Here is a 20,456-nt window from a genome sequence, read left to right on the forward strand (position 1 = left end):
GGTTCGCCGTTCGTTAACGGCACCCCAGCTACCGCGCACCCCCACCGGAAAACTCGCCAAGGGCAGGCTGCGGTCAGACGCCCAGGGCGCGCCCTAGGTACGGCGCCGTGCGGCTCCCGGCGGCGGCCGCGACCTCGCGGGGCGGGCCCGCGGCCACCACGCGCCCGCCCTCGTCGCCGCCGCCGGGACCCATGTCCACGACCCAGTCGGCACCGGCCACCACCGTCATGTCGTGCTCGACGACCACCACCGAGTGGCCCGCGTCGACGAGGCCGTGCAGCTGGCGCAGCAGCACCTCCACGTCGGCCGGGTGCAGTCCCGTCGTCGGCTCGTCGAGGAGGTACAGGGTGTGTCCGCGGCGCAGCCGCTGCAACTCGCTGGCCAGCTTGATGCGTTGGGCCTCGCCGCCGGACAGCTCGGTGGCGGGCTGGCCGAGCCGGAGATAGCCGAGACCGACGTCGAGGAGGGTGTGCAGGCTGCGCAGCACCGGGCGGGCCGTGTCGTCGTCCGCCGCGGCCTCGGTGAAGAAGGCGGCCGCCGCCTCCACGGTCAGCCCGAGCACCTCGGCGATGTTCCGCCCCTGGTACGTCACTTCGAGCGTCTCGGGGTTGTAGCGCGCGCCCGCACAGTCCGGGCACGGCGCGTACGTGCTCGGCAGGAAGAGCAGCTCGACGCTGACGAACCCCTCGCCCTGGCAGGTCTCGCAGCGCCCGCCCGCCACGTTGAACGAGAACCGGCCGACACCGTAGCCGCGCGCCTTCGCCTCGTCCGTGCGCGCGAACACCTTCCGCACGACGTCGAACAGGCCCGTGTACGTCGCCAGGTTGGAGCGCGGAGTGCGCCCGATCGGCTTCTGGTCCACCACCACGAGCCGGCCGACACCGTCGAGCTCCTCGGTGATCTCCCCGATCAGCGTCGACTTGCCGGACCCGGAGACGCCGGTGACGGCCGTGAAGGCGCCGAGCGGGAACTCCGCGCCGACGTCCCGCAGGTTGTGCCGCGTGACCGGACCGACCTTCAACCAGCCCTTCGGCGTACGTACTTCACGTGTGGCGGGCGGGGTGCCGTCGAGGTCGGGGAAGAGGAACCGGGCCGTCGCCGAGTCCTCGATGGCGCGCAGTCCCGCCACCGGGCCGCTGTAGAGCACCTGCCCGCCGTGCTCACCGGCCAACGGCCCGACGTCGACCAGCCAGTCCGCACGCCGCACCACGTCCAGGTGGTGCTCCACCACGAACACCGAGTTGCCCGCGCCGCGCAACCGGTCGAGTACCGCCAGGAGGGACTCGGTGTCGGCCGGATGCAGCCCGGCGGAGGGCTCGTCGAGCACGTACACGACACCGAACAGACCGGACCTCAACTGCGTGGCCAGCCGCAGGCGTTGGAGCTCGCCCGCGGAGAGCGTCGGTGTCGCCCGATCGAGGCTGAGATAGCCGAGACCGAGCTCGGTGACCGTCGCGATCCGGGCCCGCAGGTCGTCCGTGAGGACCCGCGCCGTCTCGGAGGCCGAGCCGTCGAGGAGCCCCGCGAGCTCGGCCAGCGGCAGCCGCGCCAGGTCGGCGATCGTCCGCCCCGCGAACGTCACGGAGAGGGCCTCGGCCCGCAGCCGCGCGCCCCCGCACACCGGACACGGGGCGCTCTCCAGGAACTTCTCCGCCTTGGCGCGCAGCGTCGCGCTCTTGGAGTCGGCGAACGTCTTGAGCACGTACCGGTTCGCGCTCATGTACGTGCCCTGGTAAGGGCGTTGGATCCGGTCCGCGTCCCGCACCGGATGCACCGTCACCACCGGCTGCTCGGCCGTGAACAGGATCCAGTCCCGGTCCTCCTGCCTCAACTCCCGCCAGGGCCGGTCCACTTCGTAGCCGAGCGTGTCGAGGATGTCCCGCAGGTTCTTGCCCTGCCACGCGCCCGGCCAGGCCGCGATCGCGCCGTCGCGCACCGTGAGTGACGGGTCGGGGACGAGCAGCTCCTCGGTCGTGCGGTGCACCCGGCCGAGCCCGTGGCAGCCGGGGCAGGCGCCCGCCGCGGTGTTCGGCGAGAACGCGTCCGAATCGAGCCGCTCCGCGCCCGGCGGATAGTCGCCCGCCCGCGAGAACAGCATCCGCAGCGAGTTCGACAGCGTCGTCACCGTGCCGACCGAGGAACGCGACGTCGGCGCCGACCGGCTCTGCTGCAGCGACACCGCGGGCGGCAGCCCACTGATCCCGCCGACCTTCGGCGCGCCCACCTGGTGAATGAGCCGCCGCGCGTACGGCGCGACCGACTCGAAGTACCGGCGCTGCGCCTCCGCGTAGATCGTCCCGAAGGCGAGCGACGACTTGCCCGAGCCCGACACCCCGGTGAACACGGCCAGCACATCGCGCGGAACGTCGACGTCGACGCCCCGCAGGTTGTGCTCGCGGGCGCCCCGGACCCGGACGAACCCGTCGTGACGGGGATCCTGCGCGGAGAGGGCGGGGCCGGGGGCGTCGGGCATCGGGCGGACTCCAGGTCGTACGGGGGGCAAACCCCACCATCCTAGGCCGGGCTCAGCCGCGCGACCCGGGCCAGCCTGCGCAGCGACTCCAGGAGCCCCTCACGGTCGTACGTACTGGTCGTGACCAGCACCTCCTGCGCACCGCTCTCCTTGATCACGGTCTCCAGCTCGTCCGCGACCTGCTGCTCCGTGCCCACGATGTGGCCGCGCAGCCCGCCCTCGTACAGCTCGCGCTCCTTCGCGCTCATCTCCAGCGCGGCGACGCGCTCGGCGGGCGGCAGCGGCGGGAACGTGCCGTGCGTGCGTGAGTACGCCATCGACCAGGCCTCGGGGACGAGCAGCCGCCGCGCCTCGGGCTCGCTGCCCGCCACGGCGACCGTCCCGGAGACCACGACGTACGGCTCCGCGGCCCAGACCGACGGGCGGAACTCGGCGCGGTAGCGGTCGATGCCGCGCAGCATCTTTTCCCGGGACCGGAAGTCACCGATCACCATCGGCAGGCCCGCACGGGCCGCGATCGACGCGCCCTCGCCCATCGCCAGGACGAACGGCGGCACGCTCAGGCCCTCGCTCGGCCGGGCGTGCACGCGGGTCGGCGACGTGCCCGTGAAGAACGCGAGCAGCTCCGCCAGCTGGCCCGCGAAGTCGTCGGCGACGTCCTTGTCGCGGCCCAGCGCCCTGCGGACCCCGTCGGTGAACCCGACGGACCGGCCGAGGCCCATGTCGATGCGGCCGGGGAACAGGGACTCCAGGACCCCGAACTGCTCGGCCACGACCAGCGGTTGGTGGTTCGGCAGCATGACGCCGCCGGTGCCGACGCGGATCGTGCGGGTCGCCGCCGCGACGGCCGCCGCGAGGACGGTCGGCGCGGACCCCGCGACGCCGGGCACGCCGTGGTGCTCGGACACCCACACGCGGTGGTAGCCGAGGCGCTCCAGGTCCTGGGCGAGGGAGACGGTGTCGCGCAGCGCGTCCGGCGCGGACCGGCCCTCACGGGTGCGGGAGCGGTCCAGGACGGAGAAGCGGGTCGTTTCGATCACGGTGCTCACGTTCCTGTTCAACGCGCGGGAGGCCGCAGGATTCCCGAAGCGGCCCGCCCGGTCCCTCCGACGGTCCCTCGGCGCGGTCTTCCGTAAGCTGGCGCCATGACCCGGGACACCCGCCCACTGGCCGTCTTCGACCTCGACGGAACGCTCGCCGACACCGCGCACCGCCAGCGGTTCCTGGAGGGCAGGCCCCGGGACTGGGACGCGTTCTTCGCCGCGGCCCCCGCCGATCCGCCGCTCCCCGAGGGCGTCGCGCTCGCCCGGGAGGCCGCGCCGGAGTGCGAGGTCGTGTACCTGACCGGGCGGCCCGAGCGCTGCCGGGCGGACACGACGGCGTGGCTCGCCGCGCAGGGCCTGCCGGACGGGCGGCTGCACATGCGGCGCAACGACGACCGCAGGCCCGCACGCCGTACGAAACTGGAGGTCCTGCGGCGCATTGCGCGCGGCCGCGAGGTGCGCATGCTCGTCGACGACGACGAACTGGTCTGCGACGAGGCGGAGCGCGCCGGGTTCACCGTCGTACGTGCCCGCTGGGCGAGCACGTCGACGGCGCTCAAGGACGCGCAGGAGCGCGAAGGCCGTACCTGAGGCCGGTATCAGTGGCCTTCGTTGCCTTCAGCCTTCATTGCCTTCGTCATCGAGCCGGAAGCCCACCTTGAGGCCCACCTGGTAGTGCTCGACCTGCCCGTCGACGATCTGACCACGGACTTGGGTCACTTCGAACCAGTCCAGGTTGCGCAGGGTCTGTGAAGCGCGCTCGATCCCGTTGCGGATCGCCTGGTCGACGCCTTCGTGGGAGGTGCCGACGATCTCGGTGACGCGATACGTGTGATTCGACATGGTTCCACCGTGCCCCAGAGGCCCGCGGTCCGCGAGGGGGCGGACGTCGGGAACGGGACGGAAGCGGGTGTGCGGGTTCCGCAGGCCGGAATTACCGCCTGGTAACTCTTGACCCCTCCGATTGGTACATACCAAAATCCAGCCACACCCGTATGAGCCGAGCGCTCTTCCCCCACGCCGGGCCGAACCTCCCTGTCCGCAGGCAGAAAGTGACCCTCGTGAGATCCCGCCGTGCCGTGCTGTCCCTCGGTTCCCTCGTCGTCGTGACCGGCACGCTGATCAGCGCCTGTGGTGTCCTGCCGGGGGACGGACCGGATCGGCGCACCGTCACGGTGTGGCTGATGCGCAACAGTGCGTCCGACGCGTTCCTCAAGCGCTTCACCAAGGACTTCGAGGCCGAACACACCGACGTACGCCTGGACATACGCATCCAGGAGTGGACCGGGATCGGCGAGAAGGTCTCCACGGCGCTCAAGGGGGCCAAGGGTGCCGAGGGCGCCCCCGACGTGATCGAGGTCGGCAACACCCAGGTGCCGCAGTACGTCGACGAGGGCGGCCTGATGGACCTGTCCCTGGAGTCGGCGCGGGACCTCGGCATGCAGGACTGGCTGCCCGGTCTCGCCGAGCCCGGAGTCGACAACTCCCGCCAGTACGGCATCCCTTGGTACGCCGCCAACCGCGTCGTCATCTACAACAAGGACCTCTTTGAGAAGGCCGGCGTCAAGAACCCGCCGAAGACGCGGGACGAGTGGCTCGACATGACGCGCCGTCTCGACACCGGGGGCACGCAGGGCATCTATCTCGCCGGGCAGGACTGGTACTCGCTGTCCGGGTTCATCTGGGACGAGGGCGGCGAGCTGGCGCACGACTCGGGCAGCACCTGGACCGGGGCGCTCGACACCCCGGCCGCGCTGCGCGGCATGGAGTTCTACCAGAAGCTGCAGGCGCTGGGCTCGGGCCCCAAGGGCGCGGACGAGGAACACCCCTCCCAGGCCGACCAGTTCGCGAAGGGCGACATCGCCCAGATCATCTCGGTGCCCGGAGCGGCCACGCAGATCATCCAGAAGAACCCTTCCCTGAAGGGCAAGTTGGGCTACTTCCCGATCCCCGGCAAGACGGCGGCCCGCGCGGGCTCGGTCTTCACCGGCGGCTCGGACCTCGTGGTCGCGAGCAACACGGACGACCGTACGGGCGCGGTGGCCGTGGTCAAGGCGTTGGCCGGCGAGAAGTGGAACGTGGAGCTGGCCAAGGACATGAACTACGTCCCCAACAAGACGACCCTCGCGTCCGCGGTGGCGGGCGAGCCCGGCGTCGCGGCGATGGCGGTGGGCGCGGCCCACGGCAAGGCGACCCCCGCGTCCCCGCTCTGGGCAACGGTGGAGGCCGCCGACAACCCCATCAAGGCCTACATGACCCAGGTCCTCACAGGCGCCCCGGCCCCCGCCCAGGCAAAGAAGGCCTCCCAGGAGATCACTCGCCGCCTGGACGAGAGCAACGAGTGACACGACCCGGCCGGGGCGGCGCGTCGGCCGCTGCTGACCGGGCATGCTCCGTCGTGCGCCGTGCGCAGTTCGGTCTCGAACGGCGGAGTGAGGCTCCTTCACCGCGGGAAGATCCACTGCGGCGACACCGGGTCGTCCGAGAGGAGGCGCACAGCCATGACCGACAAGGCCCCGCAGAGTGACGCACCGGACGGGGAGAGGCTTTCCCTGGACCAGCCGGCGATGCTCACCTGCACGAATGCCGACGGCGTGGTCGCCTTGACCTGCGGTCCGGGGAACCTGATCCCAGGAACGATCCCCGTGGTGGACGACGAGGGGCGTGTGCTTGCTGTCTACAACGCAGGCCCGGTCGTCACGCCGAAGACGGCCACCTCGGACAACGTGGGTGGTATCGGCGCCCTCGAGGTCATCGCCGAAGGTGGCAGCGGCGGCGGGTCGTTCACCCCGCCCGACTTCGAACAGGGCCCGACGGGCGGCGCATTCCGCATCCGGTGATGCCGCAAGCGTCAGAGCGGCTGCGAGCGAAGCGCGGGAGCGAAGGGCTTGGCGTACGCGGTCTGCACTGCATTCGACCGGGGGGTCGCCCCTCCCCGCTGCACTCGCTCACCGTGCGCCCTCGCACATCGCGCGGCCTGCTCGGCCCCCGGGGGGGCGCGGGGAACTGCGTAGAACGGTCGGCGCAGCCGCACCCGTTCACGGACCCGCAGTCACCCGCGCCCGCACGCCTAGCCCTCCATCGACACCGAGCTCAACGACACCGCGAACCTCCCCGCCGCATCCGTCCACCACCGCTCCAACTCCAGCCCGGCCGCACGCAGTTCACCCCGCACCCCGTCCTGCCGAAACTTGGCCGACACCTCAGTGCGCAGCTCCTCACCCGGCCCGAACTCCACCGCGAGATCAAGCGCCGGCACCTTCACCACCTGCTCCCCGGCGGAGCGCAACCGCATCTCGATCCACTCCCGCTCCCCGTCCCACACCGCGACGTGCTCGAACGCCCCGAGGTCGAAGTCGGCGCCGAGCTCCCGGTTCACCACGGCCAGGACGTTCTTGTTGAACGCGGCCGTGACGCCCGCCGCGTCGTCGTACGCCGCGACCAGAGTCGCCTCGTCCTTGACCAGGTCCGTGCCGAGCAGGAAGAAGTCGCCGGGGGAGAGCATCCCCCGCACGGCCCGCAGGAAATCGGCCCGTTCCGCGGGCAGCAGATTGCCGATCGTGCCCCCGAGGAACGCCACGAGCCGCGGCCCGGGCGTCTCGGGCAGCGCGAGCGGCCGCGTGAAGTCGGCGACGAGGGCGTGGACGGACAGCGCGGGGTGCTCGGCGAGGAGCGTGTCGGCGGCGCCCCGCAGCGCACTCTCGCTCACGTCCACGGGCACGTACGTCGTCAACTCCGTGAAGGCGTCCAGGAGATGACGGGTCTTGTCCGACGACCCCGAGCCCAGCTCGACCAGGGTCCGCACCCCGGTGACGTCGGCGATCTCGGCGGCACGCGCCACGAGGACCTCCCGCTCGGCGCGCGTCGGGTAGTACTCGGGCAGCATCGTGATCTCGTCGAAGAGCACGCTGCCGTGGGCGTCGTAGAACCACTTGGGCGGCAGCGTCTTCGGCGTGGAGGTCAGACCGTGCAGGACGTCGGAGCGCAGCGCGGCGTCCGTCGCGTCCTCGGGCAGGGCGCGGGTCAGCTGGAAAGGGGGGAGGGGGGAGTACGGGCTCACGCGGAAGGCTCCTTGAGCGGGGTCAGCAGGACGTCGGTGCGGCTCGCCGCGAGCAGCGTGCGGTCGGGCACCTCGACCCAGTGCGGATCGTCGTCGTACGGCTCGGAGGCGACGACGGTGCGGCGGCCGGGCTCGGCGAGGTACCAGAGGGTGTCGCCCCAGGCGGTCGCGGCGATCGTCTCGCCGTTGGTCAGAAGGAAGTTGAGGCGGGCGCCGGGTGCCGCCTCGGCGACCTCGACGACGGTGTCGGCCAGCGCCTGCGCCTCGCCGTCGCCCGCCCGCAGCCGCTGCAGCACCAGCGCCCACAGGAACGCGGCGTCACAGCGCGCCTCCAGGGACAGCAGCTCCGCCGCGGGCACCGTGCCCGCCAGGGGCGCGAGCGAGCGCGGCCAGCCCGGCACCGCGCCGTTGTGGCTGAACAGCCAGGGCCCCGACGCGTACGGCGCCGCCGCGGCCTCGCCGTCGGCCCCGGCGAGGGTCGCGTCCCGTACGGCGGCGAGCACGGCGCCCGAGCGCACGACCCGAGCCAGATCGGCATAGGCCTGATCGCCCCAGATGGGCACGGCGCGGCGGTAGCGGGCGGGCACCGGGTCCCCGTCCGCGTACCAACCCACCCCGAAACCATCGGCGTTGACCGTCCCGTGCCGCTGTCTGCGCGGCGCCCACGACTGCCGGAACAGGCTGTGCGGCGGCGCGTCCACCACCTCGCCGAGCGGTACGGGCGGCCCCAGATAGGCCAGGTGACGGCACATCAGGACACCTCCTGCGGCGCGGCGTCACGGGCCGTGCGGAAGCCGGAGAAGATCTGCCGGCGCACCGGGTAGTCCCAGTTGCGGAAGGTGCCCCGGCAGGCCACCGCGTCCACGGCGAACGAACCGCCGCGCAGCACCTTGTGGTCCGGGCCGAAGAACACCTCGGAGTACTCGCGGTACGGGTACGCGACGAACCCGGGATAGGGCAGGAAGTCGCTTGCCGTCCACTCCCACACGTCGCCGATCAACTGCCGTACGCCGAGCGGCGATTCGCCGAGCGCGTACGAGCCCGCGGGGGCCGGGCGCAGATGCCGCTGGCCCAGGTTCGCCCGCTGCGGCGTCGGGTCGGAATCGCCCCACGGGTAGCGCAGCGAGCGGCCGGACGCCGGGTCGAAGCGGGCGGCCTTCTCCCACTCCTCCTCCGTCGGCAGCCTGCGCCCCGCCCACCGGGCATAGGCGTCGGCCTCGTACCAACTCACGTGCAGCACGGGCTCGTCGGGCGGGACGACCTCCGTCACGCCGAAGCGGCGGCGCAGCCACTGACCCGCCTCCCGCCGCCAGAACAGCGGCGCCTCGAGTCCGGCGTCCTGGACCAGGGCCCAGCCCGCGGGCGCCCACCAGCGTGCCTCGCGGTATCCGCCGTCGGCGATGAACTCCATGTACGCGGCGTTCGTCACCGGTGTCGTGTCGATGTGGAAGGGCGGCACGAGCCGGGCGTGCGCCGGACGTTCGTTGTCCAGCGCCCAGGGTTCGGCCGTGGTGCCCATCGTGAACGGCCCGCCGGGGACGAGGACTTCGGCCGGACCGTCGAAGGGCCGCTCCGGCCGGTCGGGGTCGGGCGCGGTGAGCGCGGCCGACCCCTGCCGCAGCTGATGGGTGATCAGCATCGTCTCGTCGTGCTGCTGTTCGTGCTGCGCGATCATGCCGAAGGCGAATCCGGCACGGGTCAGGCGCGCCGCCCCGGCCGCGCCCTCCGTGTCGAACGACGCCTTCTCCAGGACGTCGAGCGCCCGGCCGCGCACCTCGGCCGCATAGCCGCGTGCCTCCTGCGGGGCGAGCAGCGGCAGCCGCGGACGCTCCGCACGCGGATGTTCGAACGCGTCGTAGAGCGGGTCGATCTCCGGCCGCATCGCCTCGCGGCCCGCGACCGCGCGCAGCAGCCACTGCTCCTCCTGGTTGCCGATGTGGGCCAGGTCCCAGACGAGCGGCGACATCAACGGCGAGTGCTGCGCGGTGAGTTCGGGCTCCTCGACGCAGGTCGTCAGGAGGGTCGTACGGCGGCGTGCGGTCTCGAGGGCGTCCGCCGCACGAGCACGCAGCGCCTCCGGGTCCGTGGTGACGTTCTCCTCGATGGTCATGAGCGGACGGTCCTCCCCTGTGCGGGACTTCCCTGTGCCGAGGCGGGAAGCAGGTCGAGTACGTCGTCGGCGGGGCAGCGGCCGCGTACGACGTAACGGTGCGTGAAGTCCGCGACCGCCTGCCGTACGTCCCGGTCCGCGCCGATCCTGGGCAGCGCGTCGAGAGCCGCCGTGAAACAGGCCGTCGCGGCCTCGCGCAGCTCCGGGTCGGTGAGGCCGAGCCGGGCCGCGTCCCGCCACAGCGGGTTGTGCGGAGCGGGCATCGAACCGGCGCGCTCCGCAAGGGGTTTGACGGCCCGGTAGGCGGTCTCCGAGGCCTCCGGATCGTCGAAGAGCGCGGTCGTCACGGCGAGCGGCACGAGCCAGCCGTCGTCGCCCGGCTGCGCGTCGATCATCCGCAGTTCGAGGTGGCCGCGCGGCCGCACCGGCGGGAACAGCGTCGTGAGGTGGTAGTCGAGGTCGGAGCGGGTCGGCGGCCGCGGCGCACCGCCTCGCACCCACTCCCGGAAGGTCAGGTCCTCGGGCACCTGCCACGGACCGCTGTCCGTGCGTACGCACATCACCGGCGCGTCAAGCACGTGCCGCACCCAGGTCTCGCGCGGCTCGCCGTCCAGCGGCGGTGCGCCCGAGCGGCCCACGTCGATGCGCTCCCACAGCAACTGCCGGGTGGACCGCCAGCCGGTCGAACGGCCGTACAGGAGCGGTGAGTTGGCGAACGCGGCGACCAGGACGGCGCCCAGCAGATGAGCCAGGCGCCAGCGCCGCCCGTGCCCCAGCGGACCCGGCTCCTCGTACCCGGCGTCCAGGCACACCTGCACCGAGGCGGAGGAGCACATCATGGACCGGCCGGCGGGTCCCGCACGGTCGAGCGACGCCTCCAGGGCGTCGTACCGGGGCTGGTGGAGGACGCGTCGCGGGGGCCGCCACGGATCGGTGCCGTGGCCGGACAGGACGAATCCGTGGCCGCGGAGCGCGGTGCGGACGGCGGTCAGATCGGCCCGCATGGCCGAGACACAGTCCGTCAGCGTGGCGGCGGGGAGCGAACTGAGCTCCAGCTGGCCGCCGGGTTCCACGGTGAGCGCCGAGCGCAGCGGCAGGGCGCGCAGTGCGGCATAGGCCGCATCGAGTCGTTCGGGGGGTAACGGGACCCGGGGCCGGTGCGGCTCGTGGACGATCCACTCCAGCTCCACACCCACCGCGCGGGGCGGTCCCGTCTTGAAGCAGATGCCCCGTACCAGGGCCTCCACCTCCGGCTCGGTGACCAGGTCACCGAGGGTCGTACAGTCTCCCTCGCTCATCCCGGGATCCTCCTGGTCCTCACGGGTTCCATGGTCCCCGGTGGGGACCACGGCGTCGATTCGGCCGCGCGCAGACCACTGCCGCGGCCCGTTTCGGGCAACGCTCGTCCCACCCAAGACGTTCCCGGCCATTCGCACAAGAGTGCCCCACGCATCGCGTCCGGAGGCGAAAACCTGTTGCCGGGGCGGTCACCGGGCGCACACGATCTGTTCATGAGCACGACGGGGGAGCGGGCGTGAGCGCCCGCCTGCGCGAGATCGCGCAGAGCACGGAGAAGATCGTGGCCGCGGGGCGGTACGTGACGGGGGACGGCCGCGCTGTCACGATCGGCGACGCGGTGGCGCGGGCCAGGGCGGGCACGCGGATGTACGGGCCGGAGCCGGTCGGGACACCGGACGCGCCTGGCGGCGGACCGGCGCACGTCCAGGTCACGGGGGAGAGCAGCCTGGACGCGGCCCGGCGTCTGACGGGGGAGGGGCCGCAGCCGGTGGCCGTGCTGAACTTCGCGTCGGCACGCAACCCCGGCGGCGGCTACCTGAACGGGGCGCAGGCCCAGGAGGAGGCCGTGTGCCGCTCCTCCGCGCTGTACACGTGCCTGATCGAGGCCCCGGAGTTCTATGCGCACCACCGCGCCGACCGCGACGTCTTCTACAGCGACCGCGTCATCCACGCCCCCGGTGTCCCGGTGTTCCGCGACGACCGGGGCCGCCTGCTCGACGAGCCGTACACGGTGGGCTTCTTGACGTCACCGGCGCCGAACGCGGGCGTGATCGCCCGGCACACCCCCGAGCGCGTGCCCGAGATACCCGGTGCCCTGGCGTCCCGCGCCGAGAGAGTCCTGGAAGTGGCCGCCGCGCACGGCTACCGACGGCTGGTGCTCGGGGCGTGGGGCTGCGGCGTGTTCCGCAACGACCCGGCGCAAGTCGCCGAGGCGTTCCGGGCCGCGCTCGACGGCCGCTTCGCCGGGTACTTCGAGCAGGTCGTCTTCGCCGTACTGGACCGGACGAAGGAGGCGACGACCCGCTCGGCATTCACCCGGGTCCTGGGCGCCGCTCAGCTCCAGCCGTAGCGCTCCCGCAGCCGCAGCACCACCGTGTTGAACCGGCCGCGGTCCAGGGCGCACGCCTCGCGCCGCATCCCGCGCTCGTGCACGCGCAGCACCCGGTCCAGGTCCACCCACGAGTCACGGCCGCTGCTGTCCCAGGGCCCCGTGCCGAGCGCGACCCACTCGCGGTCGTGGTCGTGCCGCTTGCTGGACAACTGGACGGCGAGCAGCGTGCCCGCGCTCTCCCGCGCGACGACGAGCACCGGCCGGTCCTTGCCCCGCCCGTCGTTCTCCTCGAAGGGCACCCACGTCCAGACGATCTCGCCCGGATCGGGGTCGCCGTCGTGCGCGGGCGCGTACTCGGTGCGCACGCTTCCCACGTGGTGCGGCTCGGCCTCCACCGTGGCCGTCGCGCCGCTGCGGCCCGGGTACTCGTACGCGTGGTCATCCGTAAAGGCAGTCACGCGGGTCACGTTAGAGCCTGGACGGCCCAATCCGCGCGGCGGGTGCGCCGGATGACCCACAGGCTCGGCACATGCCCCGTCACACGCGCCGAATACGCCGAAGCGTCCTGTCCGTCCTCGCCGTCACGCTGACCCTGAGCGCCGCCGCACCCCTGCGCACCGAGGCGGCGCCGCCGCGCACCGTCTCCGCCTGGCTCCCGTACTGGGACCAGGAGAACGCCTACCGCGACGCCCTCGCGCACGCCGCACAGATCCGCACCATCAGCCCCTTCTGGTACGAGACCAAGTCCGCGACCCGCGTCGACGGACACCCGGGCGCCGGTGACCGCCGCATCATCGACGGCCTGCACGCCAAGGGGATCCAGGTCGTCCCGACCGTCATGGAGCAGATGAAGCCCGGCGGCCTCGCGGGGATCATGACGAGCCCGGCGCAGCGTGCCGCCCACGCCAAGGCCCTCCTCGCGGTCGTCCGCAGCCGCGCCTACGACGGCCTCGACCTCGACTACGAGACCATCGCGCCGACGCCCGAGTCCAAGTACCGCGCCGTGCGCGCCGGTTACGCGGCCTTCGTCACCGACCTGTGCGCGCGCCTGCACGCCCTGCGCAAGCAGTGCTTCGTCACCGTCAGCCCCAAGACCCGTACCACGGGCCGCATTTGGGACTACCGGGCAATCGGCGCCGCCGCCGACCGGATGCGCGTCATGGCGTACAACATGCACCACGCCGAAGGCCCGCCCGGAGCATTGTCGACGCCTCAGTGGTACGACGAGATCCTGGCCCGCGCCACCGCCGAAGTCCCGCGCGCCAAGCTGGAGATGGGCCTGCCCGCCTACGGCTGGGACTGGGCCGTCGACGGCAAGGCCCGCGCGCGGCACGTGACGTCGAACGAGGCCGAGGCGCTGCGCCGCCAGGTCAAGGCGCCCTACGCCCTCGACCCGGACTCCCGCACCCCGCACTTCACGTACCGGGACGGAAAGAAGCGCCGCACCGTCTGGTACCAGGACGCCCGCGGCACCGCCGCCCACCTGCCGGTCCTGCGCAAGTACGGGGTGCCGCACACCGTGCTGTGGGCCTTAGGCTTCGAGCAGCCCGAGCTGTGGCGCACGCTGGCGACGGGTCAGCGCGACCGGATGGCGCACCCGGCTAGACAGTAGGCCACTGCTCGAACCACCTTTGATCCGCCTCCAGTTGGGCCGCGAGCGAGATCAGCAGCGGTTCGCTGTGGGCGGGGCCGAGGAGTTGGGCGCCGACCGGCAGGCCGCCCGCGACGCGGCCCGCGGGCACGTTCACCCCGGGCCAGCCGAGCACGTTCCACGGCCAGGCGTACGGGCACGCGGCGATCATCGCGCGGTCCGTGCGCCAGCCGTTCAGCCGCGCCATGTCCCCGATCCTCGGCGGGGGAGTCGCCGTGGTCGGCGCGAGCAGCACGTCGTACCGGTCGAAGAGCGCGCCGACCCGGTGCTGCAGCGCGGACTCCGCCCGCCTGGCGAGCCGCAGCGGCGCGCCGCCCAACACGCGTCCCATCCGCGCCGCTTCGCGCGTCCGCGGGTCGAGCCGGTCCGGGTCGGGCACCCGGCCGACCCAGTCCGCGACCCCTGCGGTCGCCCGCGGCACGAACGCGAGCCCGATCTGCCCATAGCGCGGATCGGCCTCCTCCACGTCGTGCCCGAGCGCGGCGAGCCGCTCCGCGAGGGCCACCACGCGTGCCCGCACAACAGGGCTGAGCCGCTTGGGAGTTGCCGTGAACGGCATCCGCAGCGACAGCGCGATCCGCAGACGCCCCGGCTCACGACGCGCCGCATCGGCGGCCCGCACGGGCGGCGGCCGGTGCAGATCCCCGCTGTGGCTGCCGCTCGCCGCGTCGAGGAGCAGCGCGGCGTCCTCCACGGTGCGGGCCAGCGTGCCGTTCACCGTGATGCCGTGGAACGCCTCCGCCCACGGCCACGTCGATATCCGGCCCCGCTGCGGCTTGATCCCCACCAGATGCGTCCACGCCGCGGGAATGCGCACGCTGCCCGCTCCGTCCGAACCGAGCGCGGCCGGGACGAGCCCCGCCGCGACGGCCGCCGCCGAGCCGCCGGACGAGCCGCCCGGGGTGTGCGCGGGCGCCCACGGATTGCGCGTGTCGCCGAACGCGGGCCCCTCCGTGAACGGCCACTGCCCCAGCTCGCACGTATTGGTCTTCCCCACGACGATCGCACCCGCCGCGCGCAGCCGCCGCACCGCCTCCGCGTCCTCGCCGCTCACCGGAAAGTCGCCCGCGCACCCGAACGCCGTCACCTCGCCCGCGACATCCATGTCGTCCTTGACCGCGACCGGCACCCCGAGCAGGGGCAGCCGCGTGCCGGCCGCCAACTCCCGGTCCGCCGCGTCCGCCTCCGCCAGGGCCGCCTCGGCCCGCACCCGGCGGAACGCGTTCAGGACCGGCTGCGACCGCTCGATCCGGTCCAGCGCCTGCTCGACGAGGTCGCGCGAGGACACGGTCCCGGCGGCGAGGGCCCGGGCAGCGGCGCCGAGACCGAGCTGTGTGCCCGTGGTCATGGACACCTCCAATTCCCCTGGGGTGAACGCACGTTAGCGCCCCCGCCGGGAGCGGGGTACGCCCGGGGGGCACCGGGCCGAAGCCGTCTGGAAAGATGCCCTACGCCATGGGTCAGACACCTCAGACACCCCAGAATCCTCTGAGCGCTCAAAGCACTCCGAGCGCTCAAAGCACTCCGAGCGCTCAAAGCACTCCGAGCACTCAGAGTCCTCAGGTACCGAAGCAGCAGCCCGCCCGGGGCGCCGTGCCGACGAGCGCGGACGTCGCCCGCCTGGCCGGGGTCTCCCGCGCCACGGTCAGCTACGTCCTGAACAACACCAGCGCCGTCCGGATCAGCGAACCCACCCGGCGCCGTGTCCAGGAGGCCGCGCGGCAACTCGGCTACGTGCCGCACGCCGCCGCCCGCAGCCTGCGCGCCGGACACACGCGCATCGTCCTGATGCCGACCCCCGAAGTCCCCGCGGGCCCGCTCTACAGCGCCCTCCTCAACGAACTCCAGTGGGCACTGAGCCGCCTCGACTACACCGTCGTGCAGTACGGCAGCGTCGGCCTCGCGGGTGACGACGCGGCCCGCGCCTGGGCCGAGCTGCGCCCCGTCGCCGTGCTCGCGCCCATGGGCATGGGCCCCGACGGCATCGCGGTCCTCAAGCGCTCCGGCGCCAAGGCCGTGATCACCCTGGGCCAGGACCCCGTCGACGGCGCGCACGCCCTGCTCATGGACCACCGCGAGGTCGGCCGCGCCGCGGGCCGCCACCTCGTGGAGCGCGGCCACCGCGTCCTCGGCGTCGTCATGCCCCGCGAACCGGGCCTCGAGGTCTTCTCCGTGCCCCGGCTGGAAGGCGTACAGGAGACGCCGGGGACGGAGGTCGTGCGGCTCCCGCTCGCGTACGAGGAGGAGTACGCGGCCCAGGTCGCCGAGCAGGTGCAGGAGCTGGGCCTGGACGCCGTGTTCGCGTACAACGACGAGTACGCGATGCTGCTGATGCGGGCCCTGCAGGACGCGGGCGTCGACATCCCCGGCGAGGTCGCCGTGATCGGCGCCGACGACCTGATGCTCGGCCGGCTGCTGCGGCCCCGTCTCAGCACCGTCCGCATCGACCTGCCCTCGGGCGAGGAGCTCGCCGAACTCGTCGACCGGCTGGTGCGCGACCCTGCGGGACGGTGCGAGGCGCGGGACGTGATGGGCGCGAGCGTGGTGGCACGCGAGTCCACCTGAACGCGCAGGAGGAGGCGGCTGCCCCGGGCAGCCGCCTCCTCTTCACTTGCCTTTGCCGGAGCTCTCTTGCCTCTGCCGGAGCTCGGACCTCGGCCCTCGGTCAGGCCTCGTCGGACTGCTGAGCCTGCGCCTGCTGCTCCGCCACGGACTTGCGGACCTCGTCCATGTCGAGCTTGCGGGCCTGGCCGATCACGTCGTCCAGGGCCTCCTGCGGCAGCGCGCCGGGCTGCGCGAACACGGCCACCTGGTCACGGACGATCATCAGCGTCGGGATCGACTGGATGCCGAACGCGGCGGCCAGCTCCGGCTGCGCCTCCGTGTCGACCTTGCCGAACACCAGGTCCGGGTTGGCCTCTGCGGCCTTCTCGTAGACCGGCGCGAACTGCCGGCACGGCCCGCACCAGGACGCCCAGAAGTCGATCAGGACGAACTCGTTCTCCGAGACCGTCGAGTCGAAGTTCTCCTTGGTCAGCTCCACAGTGGTGCTGCTCATGGTGTGTTCCCTCTTCCTGCTTCCTGGGTTCGGGGCGAAGCCGCAGGGGGCGATGCCGCTGTGCACAACCGTCCGTACACCGGACGTATTCCGCGCACGTACCCATGTGGCTCACGGGCACACCTACGACCACACTGGGCGTCATGACGGATGCCTTGGAGTACGACGTTGTCGTGGTGGGAGCGGGGCCGGTCGGCGAGAACGTCGCGGACCGGGTACGGGCCGGCGGGCTGAGCGCCGCGATCGTGGAGAGCGAGCTCGTCGGCGGCGAATGCTCGTACTGGGCGTGCATGCCGAGCAAGGCGCTGCTGCGCCCGGTGATCGCCCGTGCCGACGCCCGCCGCGTGCCGGGCCTGCGCCAGCTGGTGCAGGGCCCGCTCGACGCCCCCGCCGTGCTCGCCCACCGCGACTACTACACCTCCCACTGGAAGGACGACGGCCAGGTCGGCTGGATCGAGTCCATCGGCGCGGACCTGTACCGCGGCCACGGTCGCCTCGACGGCCCGCGCCGCGTCACCGTCACCGCCGACGACGGCACGCTCACCACGCTCACCGCCCGGCACGCCGTAGCCGTGTGCACGGGTACCCGCGCCGCTCTGCCGGATCTTCCCGGCCTCGCCGACGCCAAGCCCTGGACCAGCCGCGAGGCGACCAGCTCCGACCACGTGCCGGGCCGGCTCGTCGTGGTGGGCGGCGGAGTCGTGGCGACCGAGATGGCCACGGCCTGGCAGGCCCTCGGCTCGCAGGTCACCGTGCTCGTCCGCGGCGACGGACTGCTGAACCGCATGGAACCGTTCGCCGGGGAACTGGTCGCCGACGCCCTGCGCGAGGCGGGAGCGGACGTGCGTACGGGAGTGTCCGTGAAGGCCGTCGAGCGCAACGGCGCCACGGTCACGGTCACCCTCGGCGACGGCTCCGCGATCGAGGCCGACGAGATCCTCATCGCGACCGGGCGCGCCCCGCGCACCGACGACATCGGCCTGGAGACGGTGGGCCTGGAACCCGGGTCCTGGCTGACGGTCGACGACTCGCTGCGCGTCGAGGACAGCGACTGGCTCTACGCGGTCGGCGACGCCAACCACCGTGCCCTCCTTACCCACCAGGGCAAGTACCAGGCCCGTATCGCGGGCGCCGCGATCACCGCGCGGGCCTCGGGGACCCCGCTCCTGGAGACCGACCCCTGGGGCGCCCACGCGGCGACCGCCGACCGCGCGGCCGTCCCCCAGGTCGTCTTCACCGACCCGGAGGCGGCGAGCGCCGGTCTGACCCTGGCCGAGGCCGAGGCGGCGGGCCACCGTGTCCGCGCCGTCGACTACGACATGGCGAACGTGGCCGGATCCGGCCTCTACGCCGACGGCTACACCGGCCGTGCCCGCATGATCGTCGACCTGGACCGGGAGGTCCTGCTCGGCGTCACCTTCGTCGGCCCCGGCGTCGGCGAACTGATCCACTCGGCCACGATCGCGATCGCCGGTGAGGTGCCGATCGACCGGCTCTGGCACGCGGTACCGGCGTACCCCACGGTCAGCGAGGTGTGGCTGCGGCTGCTCGAGACGTATCGCGGCTAGATGCTGAGGGGGCGGTCAACCGGCGCCCTGCCGAGGCCTGTTGGGCTCGGGTCCGTGCAACGCGTTCAACACATGCGAACGGCCGCACCTGCCCAGCGCCTCGGCCGGGGGAAAGAAATCGCCTTGTGATTTCTTTCCCCCGGCCGAGAGGTTCTTCATGGCGATCCGACTCGCGGTACTCGATCTGGACGGCACCCTGCTCGACGGGTTCGTGGCCGCCGCGATGGCCACGACGCTGACCCGGAGCCATTCCCGCGTCCCGGCCGCCGCCCGCGAGGCGCTCGCGGCCATCGACGCGTACAAGAGCGGAACCATCGACCACGACGCGTGCGCCACACGCTTCTATCCCGCCTACGGGCGGGCCGTGCGCGGGCTGCCCACGGCGGTCCTCACCCAGGTCGGGCACCAGGCGTGGCAGCAGGTCTGTGCGCGGCTCTTCCCGTACGCGGCCGAACTGGTCACCCTCCTGAAGCGTCGCGGCTTCGTGACGTGCCTGCTCTCCGGGAGCCCGGAGGAGGCCGTGCTGTGCGCGGCCGACGAACTGGACATGGATCACGCCTGGGGCCTGAAGTTCGCCTTCGACGAGGGCCTGTGCACCGGCCGGCCCCTGCGTGCGCCCGCCCTCCGCGGCGCCAAACGCCCCGTTCTGCTGCACGCGACCTCCCTCCTGGAGGCCGACTCCGGTACGTCCGTGGACTGGGCGGGATCCTTCGCCATGGGCGACTCCTCGGCGGACATCGACGTCCTGGACATGGTCGGGACGCCGCTGGCCTTCGAACCCGACCCGGGTCTGCTGTCGGCGGCGACCAGCCACGACTGGCAGGTGACGGACCGCCGTCGCGTCCTGGAGCACTGCCGTGCGGTCCTGGACGCCGGACCGGTCCCGCGTGCGTGAGCGGGACCGACCGTGCCCGCGACGGATCGCGGCACACGCGACCAGGGGTGATGCTGGGACGAGGAGGGGGCCCGCGAAGGAGTGTGATCCCGGTGGCACGGACCCGCCGTCTCATCCTGTCCCCGCCGTCCGCGGTGTGGGCCCTGCTGGCCGACGGCTACCGCTTCGGGGAGTGGGTGACGGGCACCCGGCAGGTGCTGCACGCGGACCCGGAGTGGCCGCAGGTCGGCGCCGCCCTCAAGGTGCGCGTCGGCCTCGGCCCGCTGACCCTCGACGACACCAGCGTCGTGCGGATCTGCGAGCCGGAACACCGCCTGGAACTGGAGGCGAAGGCCGACCCCTTCGGCGCCGCCCGCATCGCCATGAACCTGATCCCCTGGGCCGAGAACACCCTCTTCGTCCTCGACTGGCACCCCCTGCGGGGGCCCGGCACGCGGATGCACGGGCTCCCGGTGGACTATCTGGTCAAGGTCCGCAACGGCATGATGCTGACCAAACTGGCGCGGATCGCGGTGAACGAACGCGACTGACCAGTGCTGCGTGCCCTTGCCTGTGGGGCTAGTGCTGCTGCGGCTTCTGCGGAGTCGCCTCACTGGGACGTACGACGACGAAGCCCTCGCCCTCCAGCATCAACTGCACCGCCTCGCCCGAACCGCCCCGGATCATCGAGCCGATGGACTGCGAACGGTGCAACGACGTGCGCAGGTCGGCGGTCCAGCCGACCACGGCGTCCGTGTCCACGTACACGGGCTGCTGCGGCGACACGGGCAGCACCAGCGGATTGCCCTCGCAGACGAGCCCGAGCTTCCCGTGCCCGGTGAACACGCTGTTGAACAGGCCGCCCCCCGAAATCCCTGCGCCCTTCACGGTCTTGATGTCGTACGACAGGGTCGCGTCGAAGCACAGCACGTTGCGGCCGTTGACCGTGAAGGCGTCGCCGGGCTCGATGTCGACCACGAACACGTTCTGCGCCTCCTGCGCGAACCAGGCCTCGCCCTGCCCGCGCACCTTCATCAAAGCCAGTCCCTCCCCGGTGACGGCACGCTTCAGCATGCCGCCGACCCCCTGGCCCTTCCGCTCGAACTGCAGATTCCCCCGGTAGGCGATCATCGCCCCCTGCCGAGCCAGCATCTCGCCGTTGACCACGTAGCGGATCGACTTGGCGTTCTGCACGGTCATGCCCGGCGCGACAGCGGCCTGCACCATGTACTCACTTGCGAAAAGATCACCCTTCATGCGGGCATCGTG

The 20,456-nt window shown here is 72.5% G+C and carries 20 protein-coding genes; 9 read left to right on the forward strand and 11 right to left on the reverse strand.

All coding sequences use genetic code 11. The features are described 5' to 3' along the window. Positions 1-73: 73 nt before the first annotated feature. Positions 74-2,473 carry an ATP-binding cassette domain-containing protein gene (locus tag ACIBUY_RS39645; RefSeq protein WP_399155259.1) on the reverse strand — a complete coding sequence of 800 codons (2,400 nt, stop codon included), beginning with the start codon at positions 2,471-2,473 and terminating at the stop codon, positions 74-76. Between the two features lie 41 nt (positions 2,474-2,514). Beyond that, positions 2,515-3,522: an LLM class flavin-dependent oxidoreductase gene (locus ACIBUY_RS39650; RefSeq protein WP_365574406.1), complete on the reverse strand. Its 1,008-nt coding sequence runs from the start codon at positions 3,520-3,522 to the stop codon at positions 2,515-2,517. A 96-nt stretch (positions 3,523-3,618) separates the two neighbouring features. On the opposite strand from ACIBUY_RS39650, the gene ACIBUY_RS39655 reads away from it, so the two are divergent. After that, positions 3,619-4,107 (forward strand): hypothetical protein, encoded by a 489-nt coding sequence (locus ACIBUY_RS39655; RefSeq protein WP_399155260.1) that lies wholly within the window; start codon positions 3,619-3,621, stop codon positions 4,105-4,107. A 27-nt stretch (positions 4,108-4,134) separates the two neighbouring features. On the opposite strand, the gene ACIBUY_RS39660 is transcribed toward ACIBUY_RS39655, so the two are convergent. Then, entirely contained in the window at positions 4,135-4,359 is a 225-nt protein-coding gene (locus ACIBUY_RS39660; RefSeq protein ID WP_365574412.1) for a dodecin, read from the reverse strand. Between the two features lie 209 nt (positions 4,360-4,568). Here ACIBUY_RS39660 and ACIBUY_RS39665 point away from each other — a divergent pair, with 209 nt between their 5' ends. Continuing rightward, complete coding sequence (locus ACIBUY_RS39665) at positions 4,569-5,861, forward strand: extracellular solute-binding protein (RefSeq protein WP_399155261.1); 1,293 nt, start codon at positions 4,569-4,571, stop codon at positions 5,859-5,861. A gap of 156 nt (positions 5,862-6,017) precedes the next feature. Beyond that, on the forward strand, positions 6,018-6,356 hold the full coding sequence (locus ACIBUY_RS39670; RefSeq protein ID WP_365574418.1) for a hypothetical protein: 339 nt from the start codon (positions 6,018-6,020) through the stop codon (positions 6,354-6,356). A 230-nt stretch (positions 6,357-6,586) separates the two neighbouring features. On the opposite strand, the gene egtD is transcribed toward ACIBUY_RS39670, so the two are convergent. From egtD to egtA, 4 genes are read right to left on the reverse strand one after another with little or no spacing between them, the layout of a single operon-like run. Then, entirely contained in the window at positions 6,587-7,576 is a 990-nt protein-coding gene (gene egtD / locus ACIBUY_RS39675; RefSeq protein WP_399155262.1) for an L-histidine N(alpha)-methyltransferase, read from the reverse strand. Then, positions 7,573-8,328 carry an ergothioneine biosynthesis protein EgtC gene (gene egtC / locus ACIBUY_RS39680; protein WP_365574424.1) on the reverse strand — a complete coding sequence of 252 codons (756 nt, stop codon included), beginning with the start codon at positions 8,326-8,328 and terminating at the stop codon, positions 7,573-7,575. The genes egtD and egtC overlap by 4 nt, the downstream gene beginning before the upstream one ends. Further along, the gene (egtB, locus tag ACIBUY_RS39685) at positions 8,328-9,686 is read right to left on the reverse strand and encodes an ergothioneine biosynthesis protein EgtB (RefSeq protein WP_365574427.1); all 1,359 of its coding nucleotides are present in this window, start codon (positions 9,684-9,686) and stop codon (positions 8,328-8,330) included. The genes egtC and egtB overlap by 1 nt, the downstream gene beginning before the upstream one ends. Further along, positions 9,683-10,984: an ergothioneine biosynthesis glutamate--cysteine ligase EgtA gene (gene egtA, locus ACIBUY_RS39690; protein ID WP_399155263.1), complete on the reverse strand. Its 1,302-nt coding sequence runs from the start codon at positions 10,982-10,984 to the stop codon at positions 9,683-9,685. The genes egtB and egtA overlap by 4 nt, the downstream gene beginning before the upstream one ends. 236 nt (positions 10,985-11,220) lie before the next feature. Between egtA and ACIBUY_RS39695 the strand changes: the two genes are divergently transcribed. After that, positions 11,221-12,054, forward strand: coding sequence for a TIGR02452 family protein (locus tag ACIBUY_RS39695; protein ID WP_399155264.1), 834 nt, complete (start codon positions 11,221-11,223; stop codon positions 12,052-12,054). Here ACIBUY_RS39695 and ACIBUY_RS39700 read toward each other — a convergent pair. Continuing rightward, entirely contained in the window at positions 12,039-12,494 is a 456-nt protein-coding gene (locus ACIBUY_RS39700; RefSeq protein ID WP_365574436.1) for a type II toxin-antitoxin system PemK/MazF family toxin, read from the reverse strand. The genes ACIBUY_RS39695 and ACIBUY_RS39700 overlap by 16 nt on opposite strands. 71 nt (positions 12,495-12,565) lie before the next feature. Here ACIBUY_RS39700 and ACIBUY_RS39705 point away from each other — a divergent pair, with 71 nt between their 5' ends. After that, entirely contained in the window at positions 12,566-13,648 is a 1,083-nt protein-coding gene (locus ACIBUY_RS39705) for a glycosyl hydrolase family 18 protein (RefSeq protein WP_399155265.1), read from the forward strand. Here the strand turns inward: ACIBUY_RS39705 and ACIBUY_RS39710 are convergent. Further along, positions 13,638-15,035, reverse strand: a complete 1,398-nt coding sequence (locus tag ACIBUY_RS39710) for an amidase (RefSeq protein ID WP_365574442.1) — start codon at positions 15,033-15,035, stop codon at positions 13,638-13,640. The two genes, ACIBUY_RS39705 and ACIBUY_RS39710, sit on opposite strands and share 11 nt — an antisense overlap. Before the next feature lie 245 nt (positions 15,036-15,280). Here ACIBUY_RS39710 and ACIBUY_RS39715 point away from each other — a divergent pair, with 245 nt between their 5' ends. After that, positions 15,281-16,252 (forward strand): LacI family DNA-binding transcriptional regulator, encoded by a 972-nt coding sequence (locus ACIBUY_RS39715; protein ID WP_365574445.1) that lies wholly within the window; start codon positions 15,281-15,283, stop codon positions 16,250-16,252. A gap of 100 nt (positions 16,253-16,352) precedes the next feature. Here the strand turns inward: ACIBUY_RS39715 and trxA are convergent, their stop codons facing one another. Further along, entirely contained in the window at positions 16,353-16,745 is a 393-nt protein-coding gene (trxA, locus tag ACIBUY_RS39720) for a thioredoxin (protein ID WP_365576362.1), read from the reverse strand. Between the two features lie 143 nt (positions 16,746-16,888). Between trxA and ACIBUY_RS39725 the strand changes: the two genes are divergently transcribed. The 3 genes from ACIBUY_RS39725 (at position 16,889) to ACIBUY_RS39735 (ending at position 19,738) form a co-directional block, all read left to right on the forward strand. Next, positions 16,889-18,313 (forward strand): dihydrolipoyl dehydrogenase family protein, encoded by a 1,425-nt coding sequence (locus ACIBUY_RS39725; RefSeq protein ID WP_399155266.1) that lies wholly within the window; start codon positions 16,889-16,891, stop codon positions 18,311-18,313. Positions 18,314-18,470: 157 nt separating this feature from the next. Next, positions 18,471-19,208 carry a haloacid dehalogenase-like hydrolase gene (locus ACIBUY_RS39730; protein WP_365576366.1) on the forward strand — a complete coding sequence of 246 codons (738 nt, stop codon included), beginning with the start codon at positions 18,471-18,473 and terminating at the stop codon, positions 19,206-19,208. A 92-nt stretch (positions 19,209-19,300) separates the two neighbouring features. Then, positions 19,301-19,738 carry an SRPBCC family protein gene (locus ACIBUY_RS39735; protein ID WP_365576368.1) on the forward strand — a complete coding sequence of 146 codons (438 nt, stop codon included), beginning with the start codon at positions 19,301-19,303 and terminating at the stop codon, positions 19,736-19,738. A gap of 28 nt (positions 19,739-19,766) precedes the next feature. Here the strand turns inward: ACIBUY_RS39735 and ACIBUY_RS39740 are convergent, their stop codons facing one another. Continuing rightward, positions 19,767-20,444, reverse strand: a complete 678-nt coding sequence (locus ACIBUY_RS39740; protein ID WP_365576370.1) for an AIM24 family protein — start codon at positions 20,442-20,444, stop codon at positions 19,767-19,769. Positions 20,445-20,456 lie beyond the last annotated feature (12 nt).

This window comes from Streptomyces sp. NPDC050085 (genome assembly GCF_044460595.1).
Taxonomy (GTDB): Bacteria; Actinomycetota; Actinomycetes; order Streptomycetales; family Streptomycetaceae; genus Streptomyces.

Coding starts and splice junctions, on each gene's coding strand:
- ACIBUY_RS39645 (WP_399155259.1), bottom strand. CDS start 2,473: ATGCCCGACGCCCCCGGCCCCGCCCTCTCCGCGCAGGATCCCCGTCAC.
- ACIBUY_RS39655 (WP_399155260.1), top strand. CDS start 3,619: ATGACCCGGGACACCCGCCCACTGGCCGTCTTCGACCTCGACGGAACG.
- ACIBUY_RS39660 (WP_365574412.1), bottom strand. CDS start 4,359: ATGTCGAATCACACGTATCGCGTCACCGAGATCGTCGGCACCTCCCAC.
- ACIBUY_RS39670 (WP_365574418.1), top strand. CDS start 6,018: ATGACCGACAAGGCCCCGCAGAGTGACGCACCGGACGGGGAGAGGCTT.
- egtC (WP_365574424.1), bottom strand. CDS start 8,328: ATGTGCCGTCACCTGGCCTATCTGGGGCCGCCCGTACCGCTCGGCGAG.
- egtB (WP_365574427.1), bottom strand. CDS start 9,686: ATGACCATCGAGGAGAACGTCACCACGGACCCGGAGGCGCTGCGTGCT.
- egtA (WP_399155263.1), bottom strand. CDS start 10,984: ATGAGCGAGGGAGACTGTACGACCCTCGGTGACCTGGTCACCGAGCCG.
- ACIBUY_RS39705 (WP_399155265.1), top strand. CDS start 12,566: ATGCCCCGTCACACGCGCCGAATACGCCGAAGCGTCCTGTCCGTCCTC.
- ACIBUY_RS39710 (WP_365574442.1), bottom strand. CDS start 15,035: ATGACCACGGGCACACAGCTCGGTCTCGGCGCCGCTGCCCGGGCCCTC.
- trxA (WP_365576362.1), bottom strand. CDS start 16,745: ATGAGCAGCACCACTGTGGAGCTGACCAAGGAGAACTTCGACTCGACG.
- ACIBUY_RS39725 (WP_399155266.1), top strand. CDS start 16,889: ATGACGGATGCCTTGGAGTACGACGTTGTCGTGGTGGGAGCGGGGCCG.
- ACIBUY_RS39730 (WP_365576366.1), top strand. CDS start 18,471: ATGGCGATCCGACTCGCGGTACTCGATCTGGACGGCACCCTGCTCGAC.
- ACIBUY_RS39740 (WP_365576370.1), bottom strand. CDS start 20,444: ATGAAGGGTGATCTTTTCGCAAGTGAGTACATGGTGCAGGCCGCTGTC.